This window comes from Thalassotalea crassostreae (assembly GCF_001831495.1).
GTDB classification, from domain to species: domain Bacteria; phylum Pseudomonadota; class Gammaproteobacteria; order Enterobacterales; family Alteromonadaceae; genus Thalassotalea_A; species Thalassotalea_A crassostreae.
Genome location: NZ_CP017689.1, coordinates 1,140,280 through 1,152,693 on the forward strand (window position 1 = coordinate 1,140,280; position 12,414 = coordinate 1,152,693).

The 12,414-nt window shown below is 37.7% G+C and carries 11 protein-coding genes; 8 read left to right on the forward strand and 3 right to left on the reverse strand.

The window, feature by feature from the left end:
* Positions 1-198 precede the first annotated feature (198 nt).
* The gene (locus tag LT090_RS05050) at positions 199-837 is read right to left on the reverse strand and encodes a GDSL-type esterase/lipase family protein (RefSeq protein ID WP_082897207.1); all 639 of its coding nucleotides are present in this window, start codon (positions 835-837) and stop codon (positions 199-201) included.
* A gap of 171 nt (positions 838-1,008) precedes the next feature.
* On the opposite strand from LT090_RS05050, the gene LT090_RS05055 reads away from it, so the two are divergent.
* The 5 genes from LT090_RS05055 to LT090_RS05075 all read left to right on the forward strand — a co-directional run bounded on the left by LT090_RS05055 (position 1,009) and on the right by LT090_RS05075 (position 8,486).
* Positions 1,009-3,558: a TonB-dependent receptor gene (locus tag LT090_RS05055; protein ID WP_068546924.1), complete on the forward strand. Its 2,550-nt coding sequence runs from the start codon at positions 1,009-1,011 to the stop codon at positions 3,556-3,558.
* Positions 3,559-3,744: 186 nt separating this feature from the next.
* The gene (locus tag LT090_RS05060) at positions 3,745-4,779 is read left to right on the forward strand and encodes a helix-turn-helix domain-containing protein (RefSeq protein ID WP_158009931.1); all 1,035 of its coding nucleotides are present in this window, start codon (positions 3,745-3,747) and stop codon (positions 4,777-4,779) included.
* A 273-nt stretch (positions 4,780-5,052) separates the two neighbouring features.
* The gene (locus tag LT090_RS05065) at positions 5,053-5,688 is read left to right on the forward strand and encodes a c-type cytochrome (protein ID WP_068546922.1); all 636 of its coding nucleotides are present in this window, start codon (positions 5,053-5,055) and stop codon (positions 5,686-5,688) included.
* Positions 5,689-5,734: 46 nt separating this feature from the next.
* Positions 5,735-6,982: a cytochrome-c peroxidase gene (locus tag LT090_RS05070; protein ID WP_068546921.1), complete on the forward strand. Its 1,248-nt coding sequence runs from the start codon at positions 5,735-5,737 to the stop codon at positions 6,980-6,982.
* 1 nt (position 6,983) lies between these two features.
* Positions 6,984-8,486: a parallel beta-helix domain-containing protein gene (locus LT090_RS05075; RefSeq protein WP_068546920.1), complete on the forward strand. Its 1,503-nt coding sequence runs from the start codon at positions 6,984-6,986 to the stop codon at positions 8,484-8,486.
* Between the two features lie 151 nt (positions 8,487-8,637).
* Here the strand turns inward: LT090_RS05075 and LT090_RS05080 are convergent, their stop codons facing one another.
* Positions 8,638-9,186 carry a GNAT family N-acetyltransferase gene (locus LT090_RS05080; RefSeq protein ID WP_068546919.1) on the reverse strand — a complete coding sequence of 183 codons (549 nt, stop codon included), beginning with the start codon at positions 9,184-9,186 and terminating at the stop codon, positions 8,638-8,640.
* Positions 9,187-9,434: 248 nt separating this feature from the next.
* Between LT090_RS05080 and LT090_RS05085 the strand changes: the two genes are divergently transcribed.
* The 3 genes from LT090_RS05085 (at position 9,435) to LT090_RS05095 (ending at position 12,122) form a co-directional block, all read left to right on the forward strand.
* On the forward strand, positions 9,435-10,109 hold the full coding sequence (locus LT090_RS05085; RefSeq protein ID WP_068546918.1) for an SDR family oxidoreductase: 675 nt from the start codon (positions 9,435-9,437) through the stop codon (positions 10,107-10,109).
* Between the two features lie 130 nt (positions 10,110-10,239).
* Positions 10,240-11,763 carry a VCBS repeat-containing protein gene (locus tag LT090_RS05090; RefSeq protein WP_068546917.1) on the forward strand — a complete coding sequence of 508 codons (1,524 nt, stop codon included), beginning with the start codon at positions 10,240-10,242 and terminating at the stop codon, positions 11,761-11,763.
* A gap of 17 nt (positions 11,764-11,780) precedes the next feature.
* Positions 11,781-12,122: an MGMT family protein gene (locus LT090_RS05095; protein WP_068546916.1), complete on the forward strand. Its 342-nt coding sequence runs from the start codon at positions 11,781-11,783 to the stop codon at positions 12,120-12,122.
* 6 nt (positions 12,123-12,128) lie between these two features.
* Here LT090_RS05095 and LT090_RS05100 read toward each other — a convergent pair whose 3' ends face one another.
* Positions 12,129-12,380 (reverse strand): hypothetical protein, encoded by a 252-nt coding sequence (locus LT090_RS05100; RefSeq protein WP_068546915.1) that lies wholly within the window; start codon positions 12,378-12,380, stop codon positions 12,129-12,131.
* Positions 12,381-12,414: the final 34 nt, after the last annotated feature.

Consider the following 12,414-nt stretch of genomic DNA (forward strand, 5'->3'; position numbering starts at 1 on the left):
GGTTTTTACGGCTTAAAACACTAAGTCGTTATCATCTAAGAGTTTTTTCGTAGATTAAATTGAAAAATTAAATTGTTCGAAATTGTACAAGTGCATAGAATTGCGCAGTCTTATCGACGATAGCTTACTAAAAATGGAAATTGTTTATTCATTCGTTTAATCTCGTCTCGTGCAGAGATCGTGTGTAATGTATCTAAGCTACAGTATTTGATGTTGCTGTAGCACTTCAAAAATGTGCTCAGCTAAAAATTGATAACCGCGATCATTAAAGTGCACGGTATCCGATTTCATTTCTCTTTGTTTGATCAGATCTGTGACTATATCGTCGGCATAAACTAATTGGTACTCTTGTGCTAATTGATCATAAATATCTGCGGTACCAGCAAACAATCGTTTTTCTGGAACACCAATAAGTACCACTTGAATATTACGATGTTGTGCATACTCAATCATAGTGGCTAATGATTGTTTGGTTTTAGTCATCGACTTATTACGCAATATATCGTTGCCGCCGTGTAATAAAATCATTAATTCAATTCTGTCATCGTTGATAACAGAAGGTAATCGAGCTGCGCCTTGACCGCTAAGTTCGCCTGAAATTCCGGCGTTAATAACTTCTAAACCTGTAAGCCTCGACAGTACATCAGGATAGCTATTGTTTTTAGTACTGCCTTTACCAAATGTTAAACTATCGCCAAAAGCTAGGATCTTAGCTTGATAGCTTAATGGCTTTACCTGAATGTCTGAACAACCAATACTAGTGAAGGCTACAAGCAATGACATTAGTAGCAACGGTAACTTAAACACGTGTTTGAACTGTTTTGAATATTTGATCATTGTGCTATTTCAAAAAATGCTTTACATATATTTCACATAAGGTGATTATAGAGGTCAGACCAAGGATGTCTATCAATAAGTAAGATTTTAAAAAAACAATAAAAAATAAAAAAATCTATACGGATATATCAATAATAAAAATTAATAAATATCTTTGTCTGGGGAAGAAACGTGACATTTCATAGAAACCAATCTCGCACGCACTTTAAACACAGTGTACTTGCACAAACGATCGCAGCAGCGATAACTCTTTCGTCATATTCTGCAATTGCTGCAGAACAAGAAGTCTCCGATGAACAAGCCGATATAGATGACGTTATCGTCGTAACGGCGCAAAAACGCGAGCAGAATGTAATGAAAACGCCAGTAACTGTAGATACAGTTTCGGCCGAAACCATTAAAGAATCTGGCTCTATCTTATTAAGTGAGATAGATAAGTTTATTCCAGGCTTTGATTTTAGCGACGGTAATATGACTCAAGCCGGTGTTACTATTCGTGGTGTATCAAGTCCAGGTATTACCGTAGGTGGTGATCCTTCTTCAGCGACATTTTTTGATGGTGTTTATATGCCTCGTGCCGCTCAAAATGTATTATTTTCAGATATGCAACGTGTTGAAGTGCTAAAAGGTCCGCAAGGGACACTATTTGGTAAAAACGCGGCAATGGGTGTGGTATCTATGGTACCGAACGCGCCAAACGAAGATTTTGAAGGATTTGTAAAAGGTACTGTGGGTACTGACAACCTTCAACGTATTGAAGGTATGATCAATTTTTCATTAACGGATAACGTTTATTTACGCGCGAATTTATTAACTAATACACGCGATGGTTATATTGACAACATTACAAGAGCCGAATGGAACGAAGGTACTAAAGTTTGGGATTTAGGTGCGCAAGATCATAACGCAGCTCGTATCGCAATTAAATGGGATATCAGTGATCGCACTAATCTTCAATTGTCATACGATGTTGATGATTTAGAACAAGCACCACCTATGGCTGTTGGGTACAGTGAATGGGCATACAAAATGGGTCAAGACCCATTTGGTGATAAACAAGAAAATGATGTACGCCATGGTGTCGAAAGTCGTGACATGTACGCCGTGACATTGAAGTTGAACCATGAATTTAATGACCAATGGTCAATGATGTTTGTGTCATCTTTTCGTGATTGGGATACCATCAACCGTGAAGATGAAGACGGTACTGCCGATCCAACACGTTATTTAGATACCTCGAATAATGAAGATTCAAATATTCATTACAATGAACTGCAAGTGAACTACAACTCTGACAAAATTAATTTTGTTGGTGGTATTACTTATTCAAAAGAAGAAGTTTGGCAAGAAACTGAGATTAATTTTACCACGGACACTGTTGCGCGTTTAGTGACTGGTGATCTTAATTCCGGTATCAAAGCAATGGTAGGTGAAGAAACGTTTGAAGCGCTGGGGATGGAAATGGATCATATATGGAATGCCGATGAGTGGCAACATACAATGACGATTCTAGGCTTTCCACCAGAAGTATTCGCTTGGGGAGATACCTCATATAAATTAGCTGCAAGTCCCTTAGTTTTTAATGAACCTTTGGTTTTCGGTCCTAGCTATGCAGGTGAGTTCTGGTCTGAAAACTTTTACAACACTGGTGAATTTACTTCATATGGTGTTTATGCGGATTTAGACTATCAAATTACTGATAAATGGAATGTATTCGGTGGTTTACGTTACTCGGAAGATGAAAAAGAGTTTTCTTGGGAAGTAACACAAACACCATTTGCAGAGCAAGTACAAGGCGTTTCAAATTTATTCTTCCCGCCACGTGAAAAATACACGACCTCAAAAACTTGGGACAAAGTAACTGGTCGTATTGGTACGGGTTATATTATCAATGATGATCATATGGTCTTCGCTTCATTTGCAACTGGCTATAAAGCCGGTGGTTTTGACTCATTAAATTCTCCGCATGATAATAATCCATTTAGCCCAACCGCAGGTGAGTTAATCATTGATCCTGCAACCGGTGAAGTGCGCGATGTATCGTTTGACCCGGAAGAGTCACAAAACTTAGAGTTAGGCTATAAGGGTATATTGTTTGATTCATTAAGAACAACAGTAGCTCTTTACCATACGATTTTGGATGATATGCAAACGTCTCGTGAGTCAATGCCACCAGGGCAAGTTGCACCACTGCCAACGGTTGTTAACCAAGACGTAACGATTGATGGTATTGAATTAAGTTTAATTTGGGAAGCGACAGATACAATCACTGCTGGAATCGTAACCGATTATCGTGAAAGCGATACAGAAACAGCATCTTACTATAATTCTATTGGTGAACTAATCCCGGAAACTTCGACTACAGGTGAGTCGTTAACATCTTATACAGTGACGTTCGATTGGTTACCTGATATTGGTCTAGGTAATACTAAATTGCATATGGACTATGTATTTGTTGAAAATGGTCGTAAGTTTGAGGTAGGAACACCTGAATGGGAAAAGAACCTTCCTAACTACTTAGATGATCGTCAAGATTTAAACGCTCGTGCTTCTTGGGTAAATGAGAGTGATAATCTTGAGGTCGGCATTTGGGGTAAGAATCTTCTAGATAACCGCTATGTAGAAAGCGCAGGTGGTCGAACTGTTGAGTTCTTTGGTACAGCATTTGGTCGCGTTAATCGCGGTATAGAAGCGGGCGTTGATGTTAAGTACTCATTCTAATATGCCAAACCAAATCATCAGTAATGAACAGACATTATTACTGAATTGATTGATATTTAAACGCCGGTCACAGACTGGCGTTTTTCTTTTAGTTTGTACAATTTCTAACGTTTTCAATGCTAGAAATAGATGGAACCAAGTGCTAATCTGTTGATTAGTTCTTATAACGCGACAAAGTCTTATTCAATGATAGAAATCAGCCAATTCTTTGCAATTTTCACTATATCTCAACTGCTTTTTGCCCTGTTATTGCTAGGCCGAAATGCGCAACAAAGCACACAGGTCGGTTTGTACTGTTTATTGATGATAAGCGCAATTTTTTATTTGCTGCCAAATGTGATCATTGATGCCAAGGATATTGCTATCCTTGGTTATATTATTTTCTTTGCCGAAAATCTACTGCCGGGGATCTTTTATCTCACCAGTTTAAGTGTGTTTAGTGATCATAATCGCATTAAACCTTGGCAATATTTACTGGCCGTGTCAGCAGCTTTACTGTTATTTGTTCTTCGTTTGCTAAACTTAGCTGATGTGCAAGCAAGTTTGGACGGCGGATGGTTATTTACAGTAATCACCAGTTGTGCGTTGATTCTAGATATCGCTTTAGTTATGTATGCCTTGTATTTTGCGACTAAATATTGGCGCGATGACTTAGTAAATAAACGTCGAATTATACGCGGCGCTGTCATAAGTTTAACCGCGGTTTATATCATTTTAGTGATCTTTGTTGGGCAAATAATTAAAGTGCAATGGGGCTGGATAGAGAGTTTTGAATTGGGCCTGTTAGCTTTTCTGATCACCGGTTTAAATTTGTTTTTATTTAAAGCGGATATTCCGGCATTATTTGAACCGCCAGGAAACGAAAATACGCAGATTATTAGAGAATCGAAAAAGCAAATAGAATTACTTGAATCAAGTATGCTTGAAGATAAATATTATCGCCAAGAACGTTTAACCATTCATGACTATTCACGACTGGTTAATATACAAGAATACAAATTAAGAGCGTTAATAAATGGCGAGCTAGGTTATCGAAATTTTAATGACTTTTTGAACCATTACCGGGTTCAAGAAGTGAGTAAAAAGTTAAAACATGATGACTATATCGGTACGCCAATTTTGTCTATTGCACTGGAAAGTGGTTTTCGCAGTCTCAGTTCGTTCAATAAAGCCTTTAAAGAGACATTTGCTATGACCCCCAGCGAATACCGTAAAAACTAAGGCATTACTTTGGTTTAGGTGGGACTTTTTAGGAATGAGTCAGCTTTTTTTAATGTTCCGTCAGATGTTTTTAGAATTACGTAAGCCTTTTTTAAAATAAATCGGTAATCTAACTGTTAGAAATCGATTTTAGTAGAACGCTTGATTTTGTTTAGATGGTATTTAGTGAATACACTTACTGATTAGCTGATGAAACCAGCAATTAAAACCAGCGACTAAATCAAAAACTATAATCATAAATTATATAAAACCAGTCATTGAGGATTAAAAATTATGTCTACTATTTGCAAGCGTGTTTTTGTATTTATTACCTTAACCTTGATGTCTGTTTTTTCAGTAAGCGCCAAAGCAGCAGATACCGAAGAAGGTAAAAAATTATACCAATCTTGTGTTGCTTGTCATGGCGATCAAGGACAAGGTGTTGACGACTTAAATGGTGCTGCATTAGCCGGTCAATATGAGTGGTATTTAAAGCGCCAACTTACATTTTATAAGACAGGCGTTCGTGGCAGTAAACCAGATGATGTAATTGGCCAACAAATGTCGGCAATGTCGACGATATTAAGTGAAGCGGATATTGAAAACGTTAGCGCTTATTTAGCCAGTTTGCCTGTTGTCACTAAGGTAGAGGCCGTTGCTGGCGACGCAGCCAAAGGTGATAATAAATATAACGCTCAATGCGGGGCATGTCACGGCCCAGATGCAAAAGGTAATGTTAGCTTAAATGCACCAAATCTAAGTATGTTATCGGCGAAATATTTAACTCAACAAATGAAAAGCTTTCAAAAAGATTTACGCGGCTTTCATCAGGATGACAAATACGGTCGTCAAATGAAAATGATGGCCAATACTGTGACTAACGATAAAGATTTAAACGACATCGTTGCTTACATTAAGTCTTTAAAATAATCGTTAAATTAGCCATTGAATAGTCGATTAATATGAGTTGCTTAGTATGAAGTCTTTTATATTCTATTTGTCAGTATTGTTAATGTCATTAGCGAGTGTTAATAGCTATGCAAACGATGGTGAATTTGAACTAAGCAGTAATTGCCCACCAAGCTTTGAGCTAACCGAGCAGGGCGTATGTAAACTGCTAAACATGTATCAATTCTACGATTCGGTACAAGGACGTGGTTTAGGCGGCACACAAACATCTTTACCAGATCACCGTGACGGTTTTACGCCGGAGCAGATAGATCTAGGCCGATTCTTATTTTTTGATCCAGCGTTATCGAAAGATGGCAGCATTAGTTGTGCTAGTTGTCACCAACCTGACAAAGGCTTTAGTGATGACTTAGATCGTAGTGTCGGTATTACCGGTGAAAAAGTTGCTCGCAGTGCACCAACACTATGGAATGTCGCCTTTCTTGATAAATTTTTCTGGGATGGTCGTTCTGATACGCTAGAAGCACAAGCAATTGGACCTTTGTTTGACCCTAAAGAAATGGGCAATACTCCAGAGCATTTAATAACGTCGTTATCGTCAATTGATACATACCAACAAATGTTTGCCACTGCATTTGAAGATAAACAGATCAGTGTTGAAAATATAAGTGCTGCTCTTGCTGCATTTCAATCAACATTGATTTCGCTTAATTCGCGCTACGATAGATATGCGCATGGCTATCATCAAGCGTTGACGGAAAATGAAATTAAAGGTCTGAATATATTCCGTTCGTTTGTAGCACGCTGCGCCGAATGTCATCAACCGCCATTGTTTACCAATAACCAAATCGCCGTGATTGGTACTGAAGATCCAGAAGGTATGCCTTTTGATGTCGGTGCTGAAAAAACCTTTAATAACAAATCTAACCGTGGTGGCTTTAAGGTACCTACGCTTAGAAATATCGCGAAAACTGCGCCTTATATGCATTCAGGCGGTTATAAAACATTAAGAGAAGCGACAGAGTTTTATAACAAGGGGCGTGGCCACGGTATTCCGGAAGGAGAAGAGTTAATTATTCATTGGCATATTTGGGAACCGAATTTGCAAGATGAAGAAATAGACCTTATTGTTGAGTTTCTACATACACTTAATGATGAGTCATTAATGCCTGCGACACCTGATAGAGTACCGTCAGGTCTACCGGTTATTGATGCCAAAATTGCACAGCTAAAACAACAGCAAAAACAACCAATACAACAACAAAAAAATAAACCAGAAAACCATAAACAACAGCAAGTAATGGGTGGAGAATAAAATGAGTAAAGGCAAAATATTGTCATTAGTACTAGTTGCTGGCGCATTTGCAGTCGGTAATTATTATGGAGGGATCAATTCTGATCCTGTGATCACTGCTTCTGGTGGCGCAAGCTTCCAAGGTGGTTACGATAAATCACAAGACTCATCAGTTGATGCACAAGTGATAACACCGATTGCTGGTGAAACACGAATCGTTAATGAAGGCGAATCAATTATGGCAGCAGTTAAAGCTGCAAATCCGGGTGATACCATACAAGTAATGCCAGGTAGCTATCATGAGACGGTTTACATTGATAAAGAAAACATAACGATTCGCGGTGTCATTAAAGCCGGCGAACGTGCCACGCTTGATGGTAAGGGCGTATTAAATGACGCAATTTTATATTCTGGCAACAACTTTGTTGTAGAGAATATGAAAATCACTGGTTATAAAGGTAATGGTATTATGGGCCAGGCCGGTAACAACTTTATCATTCGCAATAACCTTATTGTTGATACCGGTGTTTATGGTATTTTCCCACAACTTGGCAAAAACGGTATCGTTAATCATAACATTATTTCAGGCATTGAAGATGCTGCGATTTATGTTGGTATGAGTGATAATATTCAAGTTGCTCACAACGAAGTGTTTGATTCGGTTGCAGGTATTGAAATAGAAAACTCTCGTCATGCAATTGTTGAAAACAACTACGTACATGATAATACCGGTGGTATTTTAGCCTTTATTACTCCAGGTCTACCAATTAAAACGACTTATGATGTCATTATCCGTAATAACTTTGTTGTTAATAATAACCATAAAAACTTTGCTATCCCAGGCTCTACGGTTTCAATGATCCCAGCGGGTTCAGGTATCATTATTTGGGCGGCAGATGACGTTATTGTTGAAGGTAACATCATCACCAACAACAAAACTGGTGGTATCATTATTGCCGACCATAATTCATTTGGTACAGGTTCAAACGACCCTGATTCAGAGCCAAACCCAGATCGTACTATGATCCTGGATAACTTTATGGTTAATAACGGTTATGATTCTATCGATGAAGTTAAAGCATTATTGTTAGCTGAATTTAAAGGCACTGATAAAGCCGATATCATTCGAGTAGGCCCTGGTGTAGATAGCTGTATTATCAATCGCCATCGTTATACTACAGCCGGTGTAAGTGATTGGAAAGAATGTGACTTTACCAATACCAATAATATTAAAACTTACTTATTAGACAAGCCAGTACCACCACGTGTAATTGATCCTACAGAACGTGGTAAAATCGCTTATCTTGGTATTTGTGCAGGTTGTCATACATACACAGACCGTATGATTGGTCCTCCTGTAAATATTATTCAGGCACTATATATGGATAATCCACAAGGCATCGCTGATTTCATTGCTAAGCCAACGAAAAAACGTGAAGATTACCCTGAAATGCCACCACAAGATTACTTAGATGTGGAAACTCGTCTTGCGGTAGCGGAATATATGCTGAAAGTGAAAAACTAAGATTCTAACACTAGAGAAAACAAGCAGAATGCGAATATATTTTAGATCAGTTTAAATTATTCACTTTGCTGATAATCTGTACTAAAAAGCTGTCTTCGGACAGCTTTTTTTATTAGTTCATAAAATGCTTAAACAAGTGAATAAGAGAGTTTTATGTTAGTTTTAAACTAGGATTAAGAGCGGCATAAATATAACTATCATACCAAGTGTCATAAATGCGATAATTTGAGCGTTGTAGTGCCTCTCGTTGCAATCCTATCTTTTCCATTATTTTCCAACTCGCAATGTTATCGACATTACAAATTGCTTCAATACGACGTACATTGAGATGATTAAAGATATAATCCTTTACCGCTAATGCGCCTTCACTGGCAAAGCCTTTGCGTTGATGGTTTGTTAAAATGATATAACCCATTTCTGCATTGCCATGATATTTACTGACGATACGCAATGAAAAAGCGCCAATTGGCTGATCTGTTGCTTTCTCAACAGCAACAAACATTGTCCATTGATTATCTTCGGCCTGCCAAGGTTCTAGCAACTCGTTATACATTGCTTTTATCGCTTCTAAATCGAGTATTTCTTTGACATGTCGCTGTAATTCTTTATTGCTTTGAATTTCAAGTACAACCGGCCAGTCCTCACTCGATACTGGCCTTAAGATTAAACTAGATGTTTCTAAAGTTGGTAACTCAATCATGCTTATTCATCGTTATTTTTAATAAGTTAATTGTTGCACCCTGTGTATGATCAGCGGTCATCGATTAGCAACCATTCTGTTTCCAAAGTATTTATACCAATACTTATATCAGTACCTAAACAAGTACCTAAACAAATACCTACACAATTACTTACATAAATACTTTAGTTGGGTATTTGCTATCGAGGCGATAAACACATAAATTTATAGTCACTTTACAATCTATTAAATTCAATCGTGGAATCAACATGTCTGAACAAGCAAGAACAATCGTAATTACTGGAGCTAATCGAGGTATTGGTTTGGCTATGGCGACACAATTTGTTGCCAATGGCGATAATGTTGTCGCGCTCTGTAGAGAAAGCTCTGAGGCGTTAGCAGCACTAAATATAGAAGTGATCACCAATGTCGAATTAACCAATCAACAATCTCTGGATATGGTCAGTGAAAAATTAAAAGGGCGATGTATTGATCTTTTAATTAATAACGCCGGTATATTAAAGAATGAAACCTTAAGCGATTTAAATAGTCAGACTATCACTGAGCAATTTTTAGTAAATGCATTAGCACCACTAAAGTTAACTCAAGCTTTATTAAATAACTTGTTTGATGGCAGTAAAGTAGCGTTTATAACCTCTCGTATGGGCTCTATCAGCGATAATGGCTCTGGTGGAAGGTATGGATATAGAATGTCAAAAGCGGCACTAAATATTGCGGCAGTTTCGCTAGCGAAAGATTTAGCTCCGAATAACATCGCTATCGGTATTTTTCACCCAGGTTATGTGCAAACTGATATGACTGGGCAAAGAGGTGAAATCACAACAAAACAATCAGCAACTGGGTTAATTAAATTGATGGATAAGCTTTCACTTGAAAATAGTGGTGAGTTCTTCCATTCAAATGGACAAGCATTACCTTGGTAAACTCATGGAATATTAAGCTATGTGTTCACTATTTACCAAACTCGTGGCTTTTAAAAAATGCTCACAAATAAAAATAAAACCCTAACGATACATTTAAATACCAATTTGATTGGTTAACAGGATAGAAATTATGCCCTACTTCGGTAAGTTTACATTGTTGCTAAGCACATTACTGGGCTCGCTATTGCTTGCGCCAATGGCGACTGCACAAATAAACTTCAATCATTTTCAAGTCAACGCGCCATTCAATATTTCTCAAGAACCTATTCGAGTAAATTTACTTACTAATAAGGGCAAGGAAATTATCGTTATTGGTGACAAAGATGGTCAAGCGAAGTTAGCGTTGTTTGCGTTTGATGAGGCAGAGCAAAGTTATCAATTGCAGGTTAACGTCGATTTGCCAAAAACGTTATTTGCTTATGATTACCATGACAGTCACTTAGAAAGTGAAAAACAAGCGGATTTACCATTGCAGCATTTATACTTTTTAAGTAGTGATTCTGTTGTACAGTTTACACCAAATAATGAGCAAGTATTCACCGATGTTGCTGACGTAGAATCTATTTATATCAATCAACAAACTCCGTACTTAAGACGCTTAAGCTTTCTTGAAGACATCAATGCAGATGGCTTAGATGATATAATATTACCTGATTTTAGAACGATAAATGTATTTATTAATCAAGATATTGGAGGCTTTGTTCGCAATTCTTTACCGGTGTTTCCTACGGTCGAAATATTCTCCAATGGTATAACTTACACTGAACAACGCTACTTTTTAGCGGATGCTAATTTTGATCAAAAGTTAGATATATTATTGGTTGAGAATAACCAGCTAGTTGTTTATCAGCAAGACAATAATAGTTTTGAAACAGGCCCTATATACATCGACCTAAAGCAACCTATTAGCGGTGTTAATTGGTGGGATGATCGTGGTGCGGACGGTAATAGTTTAGATCAAAGTGATTTGAAACATCGTATGGTAGAGCGAATTGAGGATATTAACGGTGATGGTATTGTTGATTTAGTGGTTCGATATACCCAAAGTAGTGGCGTGCTTGAACGTCAAAATGATTATGAAATATATTTGGGTAAAGAACAGAACAAGCAACTGGTTTACACCAATAAAGCTCATACAACGATTAAGTCTGAAGGGACTTTAGCTGGGCTAAACATTGTTGACTTAAATAATGACAAACAACAGGAGATTGTGCTGTCGTCTTTTGATATTTCAGTGTCACAAATCATTGGCGCTTTATTGTCGGGTAGTGTTGATCAAGATGTATTGATTTTCTCGTTAGACAAAAACCAAACCTATAAAGAGCGAGTGAGTAAACAGGTACAATTGAAATTTAGTTTGTCATCAGGAAAAAGTGGGTCACCGGTCGTCGCATTAGCAGATTTAAATGGCGATGGTGTAAAAGATTTAATATTGTCATCAGATGATGACGAACTAAGCATATATCCTGGCAATCGAAAAACCGGATTAGTGGGCCGCGATTATCAGCAACTTGATATTCGACTTCCAACTAATGGTGTGCTGCTAATCACTGATGATCTTGATTATGACGGTCGTGATGAAATGATTATCCGTTACGGTAGTGAAGATGGAGAATCAAAACAGAATCGCTTACTTATTGTTGAAGCTAAGTAATAGGTAATTTTAACAAAATGGCTAATCCCGATTATGAAAAAATCTGGCAAACGGTCCGCCTGATCCCAGTAGGTAAAATTGCCTGCTACGGACAAGTTGCAGACTTGGCAGGCTTACCTGGTCGTGCCCGTATGGTTGGTCGGGCACTAGGGGATGCGCCGAGTACGATGGAGGTACCTTGGCATAGAGTTATTAACTCTCAAGGCAAGATTTCATTTCCTATTGGCTCAGAGCATTTTGAAAAACAAAAAGGACTGTTACAAAGTGAAGATGTAGTGGTTATTAATGGTCGAATTAAACTAGGACAATTTCAATGGCAGCCAGATTTAGCTGAATTGTTATTTACTTTAAAATACTAATAACACTTATTTATAGCTTACTTTGTTACCAACAATTTTGTATGCAGGGGTACCTCTAACCAATGTTTCTCTAGCAAATACTGATTGGCAATTAGGACATGTACAGGGAGTCACGGTGTAATCTTTGACTATGCGTTCTTTAAAACACTTTATCAGTGCTCCTTTACCGCCTTTTTTGTATTTAAACAGCCTAGCTTTGCAGCTTGAACACTGAATATCTACCGATTTTTGCGGAAGTTTCTTATTAGGTTTAGCCATAAATTGTTCTAGGGAGTGAACTGTCTTGAATAAA